19 protein-coding genes are annotated in these 16498 nt (G+C 61.7%); 6 read left to right on the plus strand and 13 right to left on the minus strand.

What is annotated here, in order from left to right:
* Window positions 1–839: 839 nt before the first annotated feature.
* The 13 genes from fliR to fliF all read right to left on the minus strand — a co-directional run bounded on the left by fliR (window position 840) and on the right by fliF (window position 11563).
* A complete protein-coding gene (fliR, locus tag INT12_RS01335; RefSeq protein ID WP_079444656.1) occupies window positions 840–1628 on the minus strand; it encodes a flagellar biosynthetic protein FliR in 789 nt (262 codons plus the stop codon).
* Between the two features lie 6 nt (window positions 1629–1634).
* Window positions 1635–1904 (minus strand): flagellar biosynthesis protein FliQ, encoded by a 270-nt coding sequence (gene fliQ / locus INT12_RS01340; protein WP_169886109.1) that lies wholly within the window; start codon window positions 1902–1904, stop codon window positions 1635–1637.
* A 14-nt stretch (window positions 1905–1918) separates the two neighbouring features.
* A complete protein-coding gene (gene fliP / locus INT12_RS01345; RefSeq protein WP_193040300.1) occupies window positions 1919–2611 on the minus strand; it encodes a flagellar type III secretion system pore protein FliP in 693 nt (230 codons plus the stop codon).
* A complete protein-coding gene (gene fliO, locus INT12_RS01350; protein WP_193040301.1) occupies window positions 2608–3012 on the minus strand; it encodes a flagellar biosynthetic protein FliO in 405 nt (134 codons plus the stop codon). Before fliO ends, fliP begins: the two co-directional genes overlap by 4 nt.
* On the minus strand, window positions 3009–3479 hold the full coding sequence (gene fliN, locus INT12_RS01355; protein ID WP_169886113.1) for a flagellar motor switch protein FliN: 471 nt from the start codon (window positions 3477–3479) through the stop codon (window positions 3009–3011). Before fliN ends, fliO begins: the two co-directional genes overlap by 4 nt.
* Entirely contained in the window at window positions 3472–4527 is a 1056-nt protein-coding gene (fliM, locus tag INT12_RS01360) for a flagellar motor switch protein FliM (protein ID WP_046382139.1), read from the minus strand. Before fliM ends, fliN begins: the two co-directional genes overlap by 8 nt.
* A gap of 3 nt (window positions 4528–4530) precedes the next feature.
* Window positions 4531–5001, minus strand: coding sequence for a flagellar basal body-associated protein FliL (fliL, locus tag INT12_RS01365; RefSeq protein WP_046382138.1), 471 nt, complete (start codon window positions 4999–5001; stop codon window positions 4531–4533).
* 123 nt (window positions 5002–5124) lie between these two features.
* Window positions 5125–6327, minus strand: coding sequence for a flagellar hook-length control protein FliK (locus INT12_RS01370; protein WP_193040302.1), 1203 nt, complete (start codon window positions 6325–6327; stop codon window positions 5125–5127).
* 8 nt (window positions 6328–6335) lie between these two features.
* Window positions 6336–6806: a flagellar export protein FliJ gene (gene fliJ, locus INT12_RS01375; RefSeq protein WP_169886117.1), complete on the minus strand. Its 471-nt coding sequence runs from the start codon at window positions 6804–6806 to the stop codon at window positions 6336–6338.
* Window positions 6807–6825: 19 nt separating this feature from the next.
* Window positions 6826–8193: a flagellar protein export ATPase FliI gene (gene fliI, locus INT12_RS01380; RefSeq protein ID WP_079444659.1), complete on the minus strand. Its 1368-nt coding sequence runs from the start codon at window positions 8191–8193 to the stop codon at window positions 6826–6828.
* Window positions 8190–8864 (minus strand): flagellar assembly protein FliH, encoded by a 675-nt coding sequence (locus INT12_RS01385; RefSeq protein ID WP_169886119.1) that lies wholly within the window; start codon window positions 8862–8864, stop codon window positions 8190–8192. Before INT12_RS01385 ends, fliI begins: the two co-directional genes overlap by 4 nt.
* Entirely contained in the window at window positions 8857–9855 is a 999-nt protein-coding gene (fliG, locus tag INT12_RS01390; protein ID WP_169886121.1) for a flagellar motor switch protein FliG, read from the minus strand. The genes INT12_RS01385 and fliG overlap by 8 nt, the downstream gene beginning before the upstream one ends.
* Window positions 9848–11563, minus strand: coding sequence for a flagellar basal-body MS-ring/collar protein FliF (fliF, locus tag INT12_RS01395; protein WP_169886123.1), 1716 nt, complete (start codon window positions 11561–11563; stop codon window positions 9848–9850). The genes fliG and fliF overlap by 8 nt, the downstream gene beginning before the upstream one ends.
* 238 nt (window positions 11564–11801) lie before the next feature.
* Here fliF and fliE point away from each other — a divergent pair, with 238 nt between their 5' ends.
* The 6 genes from fliE (at window position 11802) to flhC (ending at window position 15641) form a co-directional block, all read left to right on the plus strand.
* On the plus strand, window positions 11802–12116 hold the full coding sequence (gene fliE, locus INT12_RS01400; protein ID WP_046382132.1) for a flagellar hook-basal body complex protein FliE: 315 nt from the start codon (window positions 11802–11804) through the stop codon (window positions 12114–12116).
* Between the two features lie 99 nt (window positions 12117–12215).
* A complete protein-coding gene (gene fliD / locus INT12_RS01405) occupies window positions 12216–13622 on the plus strand; it encodes a flagellar filament capping protein FliD (RefSeq protein WP_169886125.1) in 1407 nt (468 codons plus the stop codon).
* A 23-nt stretch (window positions 13623–13645) separates the two neighbouring features.
* Window positions 13646–14047, plus strand: coding sequence for a flagellar export chaperone FliS (gene fliS / locus INT12_RS01410; RefSeq protein ID WP_046382130.1), 402 nt, complete (start codon window positions 13646–13648; stop codon window positions 14045–14047).
* A gap of 2 nt (window positions 14048–14049) precedes the next feature.
* Window positions 14050–14421: a flagellar protein FliT gene (gene fliT, locus INT12_RS01415; protein WP_046382129.1), complete on the plus strand. Its 372-nt coding sequence runs from the start codon at window positions 14050–14052 to the stop codon at window positions 14419–14421.
* Window positions 14422–14750: 329 nt separating this feature from the next.
* Window positions 14751–15086, plus strand: coding sequence for a flagellar transcriptional regulator FlhD (gene flhD, locus INT12_RS01420; protein ID WP_046382128.1), 336 nt, complete (start codon window positions 14751–14753; stop codon window positions 15084–15086).
* A gap of 3 nt (window positions 15087–15089) precedes the next feature.
* On the plus strand, window positions 15090–15641 hold the full coding sequence (gene flhC, locus INT12_RS01425) for a flagellar transcriptional regulator FlhC (protein WP_169886127.1): 552 nt from the start codon (window positions 15090–15092) through the stop codon (window positions 15639–15641).
* Window positions 15642–16498: the final 857 nt, after the last annotated feature.

Below are 16498 nucleotides of genomic sequence, written 5' to 3' on the forward strand. Positions count from 1 at the left end.
TCCCACATTTAGACCGTGGCAGCAGGTTGGACAGAAGTAGTCCCATCACCAAAATCAAGCCCACCGAAAACACCATCAACAGCGGCGCCACCCATATCACTGCTCGATCACATCCAAAAATGTGGGAGGGGGCTTGCCCCCGATAGCAGCAGCCCAGTCGCCAGATGCATTGGCTGAAACACCACCATCGGGGGCAAGCCCCCTCCCACATTTAGACCGTGGCAGCAGGTTGGACAGAAGTAGCCCCATCACCAGAATCAAGCCCACCGAAAACACCATCAACAGCGGCGCCACCCATATCACTGCTCGATCACATCCAAAAATGTGGGAGGGGGCTTGCCCCCGATAGCAGCAGCCCAGTCGCCAGATGCATTGGCTGAAACACCACCATCGGGGGCAAGCCCCCTCCCACATTTAGACCGTGGCAGCAGGTTGGACAGAAGTAGCCCCATCACCAGAATCAAGCCCACCGAAAACACCATCAACAGCGGCGCCACCCATATCACTGCTCGATCACATCCAAAAATGTGGGAGGGGGCTTGCCCCCGATAGCAGCAGCCCAGTCGCCAGATGCATTGGCTGAAACACCACCATCGGGGGCAAGCCCCCTCCCACATTTAGACCGTGGCAGCAGGTTGGACAGAAGTAGCCCCATCACCAGAATCAAGCCCACCGAAAACACCATCAACAGCGGCGCCACCCATATCACTGCTCGATCACATCCAAAAATGTGGGAGGGGGCTTGCCCCCGATAGCAGCAGCCCAGTCGCCAGATGCATTGGCTGAAACACCACCATCAGAAGCAAGCCCCCTCCCACAGTTGGACCAGGGTGCATGAGTCAAGCAAGGGTCATGTTGTCGACCAGGTACTGCATGAAGTGCAGGGTGTTGGTGAGCAGGCTGGCCAGAAACGGTCCCAGGTCGCCCATCACCACCATCAGCAGGATCAGGCCCACGGACAAGGTCAGCGGGAAGCCTACCGAGAATACCGTCAACTGTGGCGACACCCGGTTGAGAATGCCCATGGCCAGGCTGATGATCAGCAGCGTGGCGACCATCGGCAAAGCCAGCAACAGGCCAGTGAGAAAGATCGTGCTGCCATAGCGCGCAATCAGGTTCCAGGCGTTGGGGTCAAAACGCAGGTGGCCGATGGGCAGCGTCTTGAACGTGGTCGCCAGCAGTTCGAGCACCATGAGGTGGCCGTCCAGCGCGAGGAACATCAGGATCGTGATCATGCCCAGGTAGCGCGACAGCACCAGGCTGTTGGTGCTGGTATCGGCGGAAAAGAACGTGGCAAATGCCAGCCCCATCTGCATGCCGCAGATATCGCCGGTCATCTCCACCACCGCCAGCGTCACGCGCATCACCATGCCCAGCGACATGCCGATCAGCACCTGCTCCACCGTCACCCCAAGGCCGGCCCAGGAAAACAGCGACACCTCCGGCAGCGCCGGCAAATTGGGCGCCAGCAAGAAAGCCAGCAGCATCGCCAGGCCGACCTTCACCTGGCTCGACACGTTTTTGTGGCCGAGGATCGGGTCGCTCATCAGGTACGCCAGCACCCGGCAGAACGGCCAGAAAAAGCTGGTGAGCCACAGTTGCAGTTGCGCCGAACTGACCTCGATCAAGGTGCGTCAGCCAATCAACGTGGGCAGGCTGGTGAACAGCGCGCGGGTGTAGTCCACCAGCATTTCCATGATCAAGGGCCCGGCGATCACCAGCACCACGCACACACCGATGATCTTGGGGATAAACGAGAGGGTCGATTCGTTGATCTGCGTGGCCGCCTGGAACAGGCTCACCAGCAAGCCGACAAACAGCGTCACGAACAACACGGGCGCGGCCACGACCATGCTCATCCGCATGCCTTTGTAAGCCAGGTCCATGACCATTTCCGGCGTCATCGTCTACGTCCTCATCAGGTATAAAAACTCTGCGCCAGGGAACCGAGCAGCAACTGCCAGCCGTCTACCAGCACAAACAGCATCAACTTGAACGGCAGCGAGATGGTCGACGGCGGCACCATCATCATGCCCAGCGCCATCAACACGCTCGCCACCACCAGGTCGATGATCAGGAACGGGATAAAAATGGTGAAACCGGCCTGGAACGCGGTCTTCAATTCGCTGGTGACAAAGGCCGGCAGCAACACACGCATGGGCACATCCTCCGGCCCTTGCAGGTCGCCGATGCGCGCCACACGCGCGAATAATGCGAGGTCGCCCTGACGGGTCTGGTTCAGCATGAAGGCGCGAAACGGCTGGCTGCCCTTGTCGAGAAATTGCTCCACCGTGATCTCGTCCCGGGAGAACGGCTGCCAGGCGGTTTCGTATGCCTGGTCGAGGGTTGGCGACATGACGAAAAACGTCAGGAACAGCGCCAGCCCCAGCAGCACCTGGTTCGGCGGTGCCGAGGTGGTGCCGATGGCCGTGCGCAGCAGGCCGAGCACAATGATGATGCGGGTGAACCCGGTCATCATCAGCAGCACCGCCGGCAGGAACGCCATGGCGCTGAGCAGCAGCAGGGTCTGCAGGCTCAGCGACCATTGCTGGCCGCCGGCCTGGCCGGTGAAGGCGCTCAGGCCCTGCATCGCCGGTTCCAGGGCCGTCATGAGGCGCGCCCCTTGCGCAGGTTGTGCTTCAGCGCATGCGTCAGGCGTTCGGCAAAACTGTCGCCCGGTGCGACCGCCGCCGGCTCAGGCTCGGGTGCCGGCGCGTCCATTTGCGCCAGGGCGGTGACTTGCTGGGCCGTCACCCCCAGCACCAGCCATTGGCCGCGCACCTCCACAATCACCACCTTTTCACGCTGGCCCAGCCCGGTGCTGCTAACTACCCGCAGCATCTTCCCCGGCGCCAGCGGCCGTGAACCCATGCGCCGCGCGAGCCAGCCGCACACCAGCACGCAGGCGAGCACCACCAGCAGCGCCAGGCCGGTCTTGCCCAGCAATGCCAGGTTCATCACGTTGTCCGAGGGCACGCCAAGGGGCGCGGGTGTTGCGCTGACCAGGCTCATCGGTTGAGCTTTTGCACGCGTTCGGACGGAGTAATGATTTCCGTGATCCGAATGCCGTATTTGTCATCCACCACCACCACTTCGCCCTGGGCGATCAGGTAGCTGTTGATCAGGATGTCCATCGGTTCCCCCGCCAGGCCGTCCAGCGCCAGCACCGAGCCCTGGGCCAGCTCCAGCAATTGCTTGATGGTGATTCGGGTGCGGCCCAGCTCCACGCTGAGCTTGACCGGAATATCCATGATCATTTCCAGCTCACGCGCAGCCGCCGCAGGTGCTGGCACCGGCAACGGCTTGAACAGGCTCGAGCCTACGTTTGGCGCCGGGCCGGCAACCGCCGCGTCGGTTTGCTCCTGTTCGGCCAAGGCCGCCGCCCACGGGTCGTCGTCACCGGCTTCGGCGGCCTGTTCGGCCAGGGCGTCAGCCCATTCATCGGGCTCTTGGGGCTCGAGGGTGTTTGAATCAGTCATGATCGGATTCCTTGGCAGTGGACACGTGGCCCTTCACGAATCGGCTGGTAGAAGAGGAGGAAAGGCTCAGCGAGTGATCGACCAGGTCCTTCACAAGTAACGCGCGCACGCCGTTCTGGCTGCCGTATTCGCAGGTCATGACCGGCACGCCGTCGACCCGCGCACTGACGATCTCGGGCAGGTCGATAGGCAGTACATCGCCGACCTTGAGCGCCATGACCTGGCCCATCCGCGCATCCAGCTCGACAAAGTCGGCGATCAGCTCAATCTCGGAATGGGTGATCTCGCCGGCCATGCGCTTGTTCCAGTGGCGCTCTTCCTCGGGATTGGTATCCGTCAGCGGGCCGTTGAGCAGTTGGCGCATCGGCTCGATCATCAGGTACGGGATCACGATGTTGAAATCGCTGGACAGGTTGCCGACCTCCAGATGGAAGGTGGCATTCACCACGATTTCATTCGGTGAACTGGTGATGTTGGCGAACTTGGCCTGCATCTCGGAACGCAGGTATTCGATTTCCAGGGGGTAGACCGACTTCCAGGCGTCCTTGTAGGCATCCACCGACAACCCCAGCAAACGCCGGATGATGCGCTGCTCGGTGTGGGTGAACTCGCGACCTTCGGACTTAGTCACGAAACGCCCGTCGCCGCCGAACAGGTTGTCCACCACCATGAACACCACGCTAGGCGGGAACACCACCAGGGCCGTGCCGCGCAGCGGTTTCATGGCCAACAGATTGATGTTGGTGGGCATCGGCATGTGCATCGAGAATTCGCTGTAGCTCTGGTAGCGCACGCTTTTGACGGTGATATCGATGCTGCGCCGGATCAGGTTGAACAGGCTCATGCGAAAGTAACGGGCGAAGCGTTCGTTGATGATGTCCAGGGCGTGCAAACGCTCATGGATCACCCGGTGCTGGGTCGCCGGGTCGTAAGGGCGCACCCGCGCGGCGTCCAGGGTGTCGGCGTCATCCGCCGCAGCGTCGCCGTCGTCGCCCCCGCGAAGCAACATGTCGATCTCGTCCTGGGAGAGCAAATCGTCAATGGCCATGGGTTATTGCACGATAAAGTCGGTGTACAGCACGCGCAGCACCGCAGGTGCGGGTTGCTGCGGCGCCAGGGGCTGCTTGAGGGTTTCCAGGACCTTGCCGGCAAGCGCCGCCTTGCCCTGGGGCGTGATCACCTGCGTGGTGTTCTGCCCGCTCAACAGGGTCAACAACTGGCTGCGTATTTGCGGCATGTATTGCTGCAGCAGGGCCTGGGTCGCGTCATCCGCCACTTCCAGGGCAAACCCCACGTACAGCAGGCTTTGCTCATCGCGCTCGTTCACCAGGTTGACCGTCATCGGGGCGATGGTGACCAACCGCGGCGCCTGGGGCTTTTGCGCCACGGGCTCGACCGTCACTGCCTCCGCCGCCATGCCATGTTGACTGAAATAGAGGTAGGTGCCGCCGGAACTGGCGGCGACGACGACCAGCGCCAGCAGCAGAATCAAGAGCCAGGGGGTTTTGCGGGTGGTGGTCATTGGCTGGAACCATGGAATGAAGGAAAACGGTTAGGCAGGGCTCAAGTATGACCATCGCCCTGCTCCGCCCATGGCGCGATAAGACCAGGGTAACGGCGGTATCTCGCTGTTTTGATTTGAGAATCAGACGTACAAGTCCACGCCCGAACTGCGCAACACCACCTGCTGGACGTGCGCCGGGAGTGCTTCGTCGCGGCTGACCGCTGCGCTGGACGGCTGGGCCTGCGGATCACGCGGTGTCTGGCCGCCCGCGGCCTGGCGTGAAGACTGGTCGCTGACCGAGGCTTGCCCCAACGCGATGCCTTGGGTGGCCAGCGCCTCGCGCAACTGCGGCAACGCCTGCTCCACCGCCGCCCGCACCGACGCATGGGCGGCCTGGAACTGCGCCTGGGTGGTGCCGTCATTCAGGTTGAGGCTGATGGACAACGGGCCGAGTTCGGCCGGGTGCAGGCGCAAGTCCACTTGTTGCTCGCCACGCGTGACCATGTCGACCATCTGCTGGCCCAGGTCAGTCTGCCAATCGGCGCTGCCGATGGCGGCCGTGAGCACCAGGCCATTGCTCGCAACCGTGTCGGCGACGGCCAGGTTCGTCGGGCTGAAGGATGCCGCTGAAAGGCTGAAGACACTCTGCGGATCGGGCTGGCTCTGGGCCTGGCTGTCGTTCGTTTGCGCGCGCACGCTGGGCACGCTGTCGGCGACGCTGGCGACCAGCGTCGGCATGGCGTCGGGCAGGTCGATCGGTTGCGGCGTATCCGCCTCGTCATCCGCCGCAGGCAGGCTGGTCGCCTGGGCCGGCGCACGACTGCTGATCAGCGGGGCGGGCTCGGCTGACTCAGCGCTGACCACCACAGGCAGCGGCACGCTGACAGGCGTCGGCGGTGCCACGATCATTGCGGCGGTATCCAGCTGGCCGGCGCTTTCGATCAGGGCCATGCGCTGGCGAATGTCGTCCAGCGAGCTGTCGCCCTTGGTCGTCGACTCAGGTTCTTCAACCGCTGTCACGGGTTGATCGGGCCAGGCATTCGGCACCTCGTCCACCGCTACGGGCTCTGGCTCAGCCAGCGGCACTGGCGCTGCGACCACCGGCGTGGGCTGTGCAGCCGCAGCCGGTTCCGGCATGACCGGGGCGGTGTCCGCAGCCGCCAATGCCGGTGCCAATGTCGGGGCCGGTGCTGACTGAACCACCGGCAGCGGGTCAGCCACTGGCGCATCGACCTGGCTTAATACCGCGGCAAACGACTCACTCGGCGCAACCGTCGCCTCAGCGGGAAGACTGGCCGGCGCAGGCGCTGCGGTCGATGGCGCTAACGACGCGAGAATGTCCATGGTGTCCCTTAGAGGCTGCTATCGATGGAAGTTGGAAACGCTGCCGCCCGGCGCCGCAATTGGCTGGCCAGTTCGTCCATCTGGCGTTGCTCGACACGCCCGGCGCGCACTTGCACCTGTTGGGCGCGGCGGCTCAACAACGCTTCAATCGCGTTGACCTTGCGCCACTGCGCCATCCAGGTGATCTGGTGGTGCGCCACCTGTTTGCGGTGGCGCTCCAGGCTTTTTTGCGCACGCTCCACGGCCTCTTCCAGCGACTGCAAAAAGCCCCGGTAGTTGGTCAACGCCGAAGGGCTCATGCCGTCCTTGGCCAGTTCCAATTGCAGGTTCTGGCGGTACTCCTGCTGGTACTGGTCCAGGGTGCGCAACTGGTTGATCACCAGTTGCTCGGCAGTGCGGCTTTGCGCCAGGGCGCGGGCCGCGATGTCGCGTGCCTTGGCGGTCAGTTCGATCAGCAGGTGCAGCGATTGGTCAGCCATCGATGGTTACTCGAAAAGGTCAGTTGCCGGGGAACAACAGGGTCAGGCCGTGCAGGGTCTCGTCAACGCTGGCACGGTCGTCGATGCGCTGCTGCAGGAACCGTTCGATATGCGGGTACAAACCCACCGCGCGGTCGAGTTGCGCGTCGTGGCCCTGGGTGTAGGCGCCCACGCTGATCAGGTCGCGATTGCGCTGGTAGCGCGACAGCGCCTGCTTGAGCTGATTCGCCTTGCGCTGCTGGGCGTCGCTGGCAATGGCCGTCATCGCCCGGCTGATCGACGCTTCGATATCGATGGCCGGGTAGTGCCCGCTTTCGGCCAGGTGCCGGGACAGCACAATGTGTCCGTCGAGGATCGCCCGCGCCGAGTCGGCAATCGGGTCCTGCTGGTCGTCGCCTTCGCTGAGCACCGTGTAAAACGCAGTGATCGAGCCGCCGCCGGGCGGCCCGTTACCGGTACGTTCCACCAGCTTGGGCAGCTTGGCGAACACCGACGGCGGGTAGCCCTTGGTGGCCGGCGGCTCGCCCACGGCCAGGGCGATTTCGCGCTGGGCCATGGCGTAGCGGGTCAGCGAATCCATGATCAGCAGCACGTCTTTGCCCTGGTCGCGGAAGTCCTCGGCCACCCGCGTGGCGTACAACGCGCCCTGCAAGCGTTGCAGCGGCGAGGTATCGGCCGGCGCGGCGACCACCACGGAGCGACGCAGGCCGTCTTCGCCGAGAATGTTGTCGATAAAGTCCTGTACCTCGCGGCCCCGCTCGCCGATCAGCCCGACCACGATCACATCGGCCTGGGTGTAGCGGGCCATCATGCCCAGCAGCACCGACTTGCCCACGCCGGAACCGGCAAACAGGCCCAGGCGCTGGCCACGCCCGACACACAACAAGGCATTGATGGCGCGGATGCCCACGTCGATCTGGCGGTCGATCGGCGCACGCTTGAGCGGGTTGAGCGGTTGGGTGTGCAGACTGGCGTGGTGGGCGCCCAGCAGCGGGCCGCGACCATCCAGGGGCTGGCCGCCGCTGTCGAGCACGCGGCCGAGCAAGGCCATGCCGAGGGGAAAACTGCGATTGCCGCCGACGCCGGTCTGGCCGTCCTGCGCGGCAAACACCCGCGCCCCCGGTTGCAGGCCGTGGATTTCCGCCAGGGGCATCAGGTACAACGTGTCCCCGGCAAAGCCGACCACTTCAGCCTCGGCGTATACGCCTTCATGGGACGTCAGCTCAATACGGCAGGCGCCTCCCAGCGGCAGACGCAGGCCCACCGCTTCCAGCACCATCCCGGTGGCGCGGGTGATGCGCCCGCTGCGCAGGTGCGGCGCGACCTGCAAGGGCTTGCCCTGCACCGACGCCAGGACCTGGCTCCAGCGCTCGAGGTGCGCGTTCATGGCTGTTCATCCAGGGTGCGCTCGACGCTGCGATTGAGCAGGCCCAACCGCGAAGGCCGCGTGGCATCCAGCTCTCCGCCGGCGCTGACCACACGGCACCCGCCGGGCAACATCGCCGAGTCCGCATGCAAGACCCAGCCTGCCGCTTCGATCTGCTCGCCGAGGCTGTGTTGGACGCGTTGCAGATCCTCCGGGTGGAGCCACAGCTTGGGTTTGCCGGTGAGTTCAAGGTCACTGTCGAGCAGGCTTTTGACCAATACCAGCACCTGCTCCGGCTGGGCGGCCAGCGCATCACCGGCCAATTGTCGGGCGGCCTCCAGCGCAATGCCCACCAACTGGCGGACAATGTGCGTATCCATCGCCTTGAGGGCCTCGTCGAAGTTACGGCACAGCTCCAGCAGCGGTTGCAACGTCTGCCGCACCTGCTGTTGCAACTCCACGGCAGCGGCCTGGCGCCCTTCGCTCAAACCTTGTGCATAGCCCTGCTCCACGCCTTGGGCATGGCCGACCTGCTGGGCTTCGGCGAGGGTCTTTTCCCGCAGCACCTGCATCTCCAGCTTGCGCTGGAAGGCTTGCTTGCGCACGCGCTCGCGGTGGCTGCTCTGCGGATCATCGCCGGGCGAGGCAGGGCTGCCCAACGGGTCCATCTGCCAGGGCTGCCAATCAGACATAAGTGTCATTACCGCGCGCGGTCACGATTTCGCCGCTGTCGGACAAGCGCCGCACCACCGCGAGGATGGCCTTCTGTTCGTTTTCGATCTGCGACATACGGATAGGACCGCGCGCTTCCATGTCTTCGCGGAACAACTGCCCGGCACGCTGGGACATGTTGTGCAGGAAGCGTTCGAGCAACGCCGGCGGCGAGCCCTTGAGCGCGATCGCCAGGGAGTTGTGCTCCACCTGTTGCAGCAGGGTCTGGATGCCGCGGTCGTCGACGTCGATCAGGTTTTCGAACAGGAACATCTCGTCGAGGATCTTCTGCGCCAGGTCTTCGCTGTGCTCACGCACCGTGCCGATGGCCAGTTCCTCGTGGGTGGAACTCATCAGGTTGAGGATCTCCGCCGCCGTCCTCACGCCGCCCATTTTGCTGCGCTTGAGGCTTTGACCGTCGAGCATCACGCCGAGCACTTCGGTCAGTTCCTGCAGCGCCACCGGCTGCACGCCGCTGAAGGTGGCGATACGCAGGATGATGTCGTTGCGCAGGCGGTCGGGCAGCAATTGCAGGATGTCGGAGGCCTGGTGACGCTCCAGGTGGACCAGGATGGTCGCGATGATCTGCGGGTGCTCGTCGCGGATCATTTCGGCCACCATCGAGGCCTCCATCAGGTTCAGCTTGTCGATGCCGGAGCCGGTGTTGGTGCTTTCGAGGATGTCGTCGATCAGGCTGGCGGCACGCTCGCTGCCCAGGGCCTTGGTCAGCACGGCGCGGATATGGTCGCTGGTCTGGATGTTGATGGCCGCGTATTGATCGGTCTCGTCCATGAACTCTTCGAGTACCTGACGCATTTCTTCATGGGAGACCTGGCTCAGGCGCGCCATTTCCATGCTGATGGCTTCCACATCGCCACTGGGCAGGAACTTGAACACTTCCGCCGCGCTGTCGGCATCCAGGGACAGCAGCAAAATCGCACTGCGGCGCGAGCCGTTCATTTTGCTAGTCATTTTTCTTCATCCATCCGCGCACGATCATGGCGACCAGCCGCGGGTCTTCGGCGGCAATCTGTTGCAGGCTCTGCATGTTCTGCTCGTACACCGCCGACTTGCGCGGCAGGGTGTGCGGCGTATTGTCCTGACCGGCGACCACCACGCTGGTACCGGTGCTGGTCGGCATCAGCGCGGTGCCCGGCTCGGCACTGGCCGCGAGCATCTGGGCGTTTCGGCTGGCGTTGCGCCGTTGCATCGGTCGCAGCACCAGCCACCACAGCAGCAGCGCGGCAAAGGCCACCAGCAGGTAACGCAAACCACTGATCAGCAGGTTGTAGGCCTCGGGGGTTTTCCACCATGGCGGCTCGGCGACCGAGGTGTCTTCGGTCACGAACGGGCTGTTGATCACTTGCAACGCATCGCCACGACTTTCGGTAAAGCCCATGGCCTGGCGCACCAGGTTATTGATGTTCTCCAGCTCTTCCTTGCTCAGCGGCTCCGCGGTCGGCGCGCCGTCCTTGAGCACCGTGCGGTAGTTGACGACCACGGCGGTGGTCAGGCGCTGGATCGTGCCCAGGCTCGATTTGACGTGCTCGACGTTACGGTCGACCTCGTAGTTGATCATCCGCTCGCTTTGAGTGGCATTCGCCGGCTTGCTGGCCTTGGCATCGGCGGCGGTTGCCGTGCCGCCCGCCGGCGTCGGTGCGGTGGCCTTGGTCGGCGCCGGGGTATTGGGCGGCGAGTTGGTCAGCGCGCCAGGCACGCCGCGACCGGCATCATCGCCTTCCACCACATGTTCGGAGGTTTGCTTGCTGCGCACCGCCGCTTCATGGCTGTCCTGGTTGGGCGCATAGCGTTCGGCGGTGCTTTCGCGGGTAGAGAAATCCACTTGGGCAACGACCTGGGCATGCACGTTCTGGCTGCCGAGCAGCGGCGTGAGGATGTCTTCGATACGCCGCTGGTAGGAGCGCTCGATCTCATGCACATAGTCCAGTTGCGTGCCGTCGGGGCCGGTTGTATCGCCGTGGACCTGGGACAGCAGGCGCCCGTTCTGGTCGACCACGGTTACCGCATCGACACTCAGTTCCGGCACGCTGGAGGTGACCAGATGCACAATCGCGCTGGCCTGGCTTTGCCCCAATTCACGGCCGGGTTGCAGGGTCAGAACCACCGAGGCGCGCGCGGCCTCGCGGTCGCGAACGAATACCGATTGCTTGGCCATCACCAGATGCACCCGCGCCTTGGCCACCGGCCCCAGGGATTCGATGGTGCGCGCCAGCTCGCCTTCAAGGCCGCGCTGGTAGTTGAGGTGTTCGGCGAACTGGCTGACGCCAAAGGCCTGCTTGTCGAGCAACTCGAAGCCGATGCTGCCGCCCTTGGGCAAACCTTGCTCGGCCAGCTGCAGGCGCAGGGCGTTCATCTTGTCGCCGGGCACCAGGATGGTGTTACCGCCTTCGCTCAGGCGATAGGGAATCGCACGCTTATCCAGCTCACTGATGATTTGTCCGCCGTCCGCTTCGCCGAGCCCGGAAAACAACACGCGATATTCCGGCTCGCGCGCCCACAGCAGCAACGCCACCACGACGGCAACCGCAGCGGCAGCCGCCAGCAGCAGAGGCACCAGGGGCTGGTTGCGAAACAGCGTGGTCAACGCCTCCAACGGCTTGGTTGGAGCACGGGTCGCCAGGTTCTTTTGCGCGCCTTTGGCCAGGACTGCGGTACTCACGAACACCTCGATGGCGAGGGTAGGGCCTGTACGAAAGACATTGCAGAGTCCGGTAACAGTATTATTAGTCGATCAGCCTCCCCTCGCAGAGAGGAACAGCTGGCAGGGCTTCATTCTGGCGAAAATGCCAAAAGCTAAACGCCGGAAAAGCCACCGCTTTTGTGCTCAATTGGGCGAATGTGCAGGCAGGCAGGCTTGGTAACCTGCTGGCCTGATCGCTTCCAATGGAACCTGCAGCATGAATTCGTCCGCACTGACCAACGCCCTGCAACAACTGTCGCTGCTGGCCGAACAGGCCGAAGGCAGCGGCACGCAACGTTTCGCCCCGGCCACGGGGTTTGCCGGCGAGTTGCAGTCGTCCTTGCAGCGCATCAACCAGTTGCAACAGACCGCCACCCGCCAGTCCAACGCCTTCCAGGCCGGCAGTGAGGCGGTGTCGCTGAGCGATGTGATGGCCGATTCGCAAAAGGCCAGCGTGGCCTTCCAGATGGGCGTGCAGGTACGCAACCGTCTGCTCAGCGCCTACAAAGACGTGATGGCCATGCAGGTGTAAAAAACTCCGAGGCACGCCTAAAGACGGGTCAGCCGTTTGCCGATGTTGGGTTCAACCGCACCCCATCGAGTGTGAACACAAACCAGGACAGGCATTCACATGGCAACCACGACTTCCACCACCTCGACTGCATCCATCACCTCCCTCGGGGTCGGCTCCGGGCTCGACCTGGACAGCATCCTGACCAGCCTGGAGGAATCCAAGGAAACCAGTCTGCTGACGCCCATCACCAACCAGGAAACCTCGGTCAACGCGGAAATATCCGCCTACGGCACCCTGACCAGCGCCCTGACCGAACTGCAAACAGCGGCAGAAGCCCTGGCCGACTCGAGCTTGTATGAATCGTTGACCACCAGCCTGTCCGGCAGCGGCGTCACGGCCGCTACCACCAGCGAAGCCGAAGCCGGCACCTACACGCTGCAAGTGACCCAGTTGGCCCAGGCCCAAAGCCTGAGCACCGACGGCGTCGCCAGCAAGACTACCGCTCTGGGCACCGGCACCCTGACCCTGCAAGTGGGCACGGCGAGCGCGGTGTCGATCACCCTGGACAGCAGCAACAACACCCTTGAAGGCATTCGTACCGCCATCAACGCCTCGGGGGCCGGCGTGACCGCCTCGATCGTCAACGATGGCAGCGACACGCCGTACCGCCTGGTGCTGACTTCCGACAGCACCGGCACCGAATCGGCAATGACCGTGACCTACACCGGCACCGACAGCACCGACGAGGCCTCCAGCCTGTTCGGCTACGACGGCAGCAGCGGCAACATGACCCAGACCGTGGAAGCGCTGGACGCCGAACTGACGCTCAATGGCATCTCGATCACCAGCCAAAGCAACACCGTGGAAGACGCAGTGCAGGGCGTCACGCTGAACCTGTCCGCCACCGGCAGCTCGCAAACCCTGACGATTTCCCAGGACACCGACACGATCTACGACGCCATCTCCGCGTTCGTCACTGCCTACAACAGTTACGTCTCCAGCGTGGATACCCTCACCGCCTACGACGCGGATGCCGACACTGCGGGCGAATTGCTGGGCGACTCAACCACCCGGCGCATCAGCACGGAATTGAGCAGCGACCTGTACACCGCCATCGGCAGCGGTACCTTCAGCTACCTGTCGCAATTGGGCATTTCCCTGGAAGTCGATGGCACCCTGCAAATCGACGAAGACACCCTGACCAGCGCCCTCACCGACAACATCGACGCCGTGTCGGAGTTCTTTATCGGTAGCGACGGCACCTCCGGCTTCATTGGCCAAATGACGGATGACCTCGACAACTACCTGGACGAAGACAGTGGCCTGATCGTCGCCAGGACCGACAGCCTGGAATCCAAACTGGAGCAACTTGAAGAGCGCTATGCCGAAAAGCAGGCGCTGATCGACTCCGAGATGGCGCGCTGGACCGACGAGTTCACCCAGCTCGACACCTTGATCTCGTCGCTCAACTCCACGTCCGATTACCTGACGACCCAGTTCGATGCACTTAACAGCAGCGATTGACGACCACACCTGGAGCAAATCAGATGAGTTCCCTTCGAGACGCGAATGCCTACGCCAAGGTTGGCGTAGAAAGCGGCATTTTGGCGGCCTCCCCTCACCAAAGAATCGTGATGCTCTTCGACAGTTACCAGGCTTCGATCCGTATCGCGCGCCTGCATATGCAGGCCGGCCATACCGCCGAAAAAGGCAAGGCAATCACCAAGGCAATCAATATCGTCAGCCAGGGTTTACGCGCTTCGCTGGACCTTGAACAAGGAGGTGACATCGCCGTACAACTGGACCAACTCTACGACTACGTGGTTCGTGTGCTGCTTCGCGCAAACCTGAACAATGATGAGACTGCACTGACCACGGCCGCCACGTTACTGGAAAACGTCGCCGCCGCCTGGCTGGCCATCGGTTCGCACATCGAGGAAGAGCGGTAGACATGATGCAAGCACAACTGATCGCCGCCTATGAACAACTGCTCGAACAATCCCAACGCCTGCTCGAATACGCAAAAAAAGCCGATTGGGACGGCATCTTCGCGTTGAAGTCCCAGGGGCTGATCGACGCCGCTTACTTACGCCGCGCGCAGGACCAAGTTGATCTTGATGCAAGTGGTCAGCAATACAAGCTTGAATTACTCAGCCAGATCCTGGCGCTGGAAGAACAAGTAAATTGGTTTTTGCATGCGCGACAAAATGATTTGGGCGAGTTGATGCAGATCAACCGCAAAAAGAGCAATTTAAACACGGCTTACCGAGCCTCATCCAACCAAGTGATACCAATAAGCCATTATTTGTATCGAAAAAAATAACAAATACCTACACGTTGTATCTACGCGAGACACATAATTATGAAACTATCGATTATGTACAGTAAAGCACTGAAAACAGACAAGAAATAACATTCCTCAGTCTGTTATCGTACAGATTACTTGATACTTTAAAAAAAAATAAAAAATCGGTATTCACGGCCTTTGAGCAGATGGCCGGGAGCATGGATAACCGAGTAACGCTACAACCAGGCACTCGCTGTACAACTATAAAAGCCTGACTTTAGTACTTGTCGATTTGCAGCACTGTCTGCCAGAGGTCGCACCACTAGGTGTGCCGAACTGTAGTACCCAACGGGAGGGGTAGAAAGTTGCCAAATACCAACACTGAGCTTGAAGACATCCAGGACCTGAATCTTTCGTATTTATTACTGGCCCAAAACCTATTGCGCAAAGACCGTGAGATCGCGATTTTTCGCCTGAAACTCAGCGAGCAAATGGCTGACCTGTTGACCAAACTCAGCAGCAAGCAAATGACCCAACTGGCGCGAGTCAACCAGTTGATTTGTCGTCCGGTGTTCGAAGAGACCGATCGGCTATCCCGGGTGCTGGGTAACGCGCGCGAACTGGGCATGGTGGAAATTCATTCCGCACTGCTGATGGCCGCCGCCGACCGCACGGGCGATTTGCGCATCGGGGAAGGCTGATCCATGTCAGACAAAAGCCTGGTCACCGAAATGCAGCAAGTGCAACTGGCAATCGAACTGATTGAACTGGGCGCACGGCTGCAGGTGCTGGAAACGGAAACGTCGCTGAGCCGAGGTCGATTGATCCGGCTCTACAAGGAAGTTCGCGGCGCCTCACCCCCCAAAGGCATGCTGCCCTTCTCCACCGACTGGTTCGTGACATGGCTGCCGAACATTCACTCGTCGCTGTTCTACGGTATCTATCGCAGCCTGATGGAAATCAGTGGGCACCGTATCGACTCCTTCGTCAAAGCCTATCGCCTGTACCTGGAACAGGTGGGTGACCAGGAAGGAGAACTGGTGCTGGGACTTACCCGCGCCTGGACCCTGGTGCGTTTTTTCGAAAGCGACATGCTTGAACTGATCCGCTGCTCGTGCTGCTCCGGCGAATTCGTTGCCCATTCACACGCACCGGCGCAGCAGTATGTGTGTGGGATTTGCCAGCCGCCTTCGCGGGCGGGCAAGACCTTGAAGCGCAGGGATATCGACGCACAACTGCTGATACGCAAGGCTTAAGTCGAACCGGATCAAATGTGGGAGGGGGCTTGCTCCTGATGAGGGAGTGTCAGTCATTGTTTGGCTGATCCCCCCCATCGGGGGCAAGCCCCCTCCCACATTTGATCCGGTTGTTCTTTAGAGGTATTTGAACAGGGACATCTTCAATACCCTTCATGCATTACCGGGCCGACAACCTGCCCAGCCCTTGAGCTGTAAACCCAATCCAATGTGGGAAGGGGCTTGCCCCGATGAGGGAGTGTCAGTCAGTCATTGTTTGGCTGATCCCCCCATCGGGGGCAAGCCCCCTCCCACATTTGATCCGGTTGTGCTTTAGAGGTATTTGAACAGGGACATCTTCAATACCCTTCATGCATTACCGGGCCGACAACCTGCCCAGCCCTTGAGCTGTAAACCCAATCCAATGTGGGAAGGGGCTTGCCCCCGATGAGGGAGTGTCAGTCAGTCATTGTTTGGCTGATCCCCCCCATCGGGGGCAAGCCCCCTCCCACATTTGATCCGGTTGTTCTTTAGAGGTATTTGAACAGGGACATCTTCAATACCCTTCATGCATTACCGGGCCGACAACCTGCCCAGCCCTTGAGCTGTAAACCCAATCCAATGTGGGAAGGGGCTTGCCCCCGATGAGGGAGTGTCAGTCAGTCATTGTTTGGCTGATCCCCCCCATCGGGGGCAAGCCCCCTCCCACATTTGATCCGGTTGTTCTTTAGAGGTATTTGAACAGGGACATCTTCAATACCCTTCATGCATTACCGGGCCGACAACCTGCCCAGCCCTTGAGCTGTAAACCCAATCCAATGTGGGAAGGGGCTTGCCCCCGATGAGGGAGTGTCAGTCAGTCATTGTTTGGCTGATCC

Source organism: Pseudomonas sp. K8 (genome assembly GCF_014889455.1).
Classification (GTDB): Bacteria; Pseudomonadota; Gammaproteobacteria; order Pseudomonadales; family Pseudomonadaceae; genus Aquipseudomonas; species Aquipseudomonas veronii.